At 67.9% G+C, this 237-nt stretch carries 1 protein-coding gene; it reads right to left on the reverse strand.

Annotation, left to right across the window (positions count from 1 at the left end; genetic code table 11):
• The coding region (locus tag QP415_RS12880; protein WP_285100335.1) for a PspA/IM30 family protein at positions 1 to 237 on the reverse strand (237 nt) is incomplete at both ends.

Below are 237 nucleotides of genomic sequence, written 5' to 3' on the forward strand. Positions count from 1 at the left end.
CGATCTGCGAGGAGTCGGTCTCGAGCTCCGCGAACTGGGAATCCAGGGAGGAGGCGGCCAGCTCGATCTTGCCCTGAGCGAGGGCCTCCTGGCGGCGCACGCGGTCATCGAAGCGGCCGAGCTCGCTCGTGGGATCCAGGATGTTGATGGAGGAGAGGGCGTCCGTGACCTGGGCCTGTGCCTTGGCGGTCTTCTCGCGGGCGATCAGCTGGTCGCGGCGGGTCTTGAGCTCAGCGA

This window comes from Pauljensenia sp. UMB3104, assembly GCF_030217285.1.
Taxonomy (GTDB): Bacteria; Actinomycetota; Actinomycetes; order Actinomycetales; family Actinomycetaceae; genus Pauljensenia.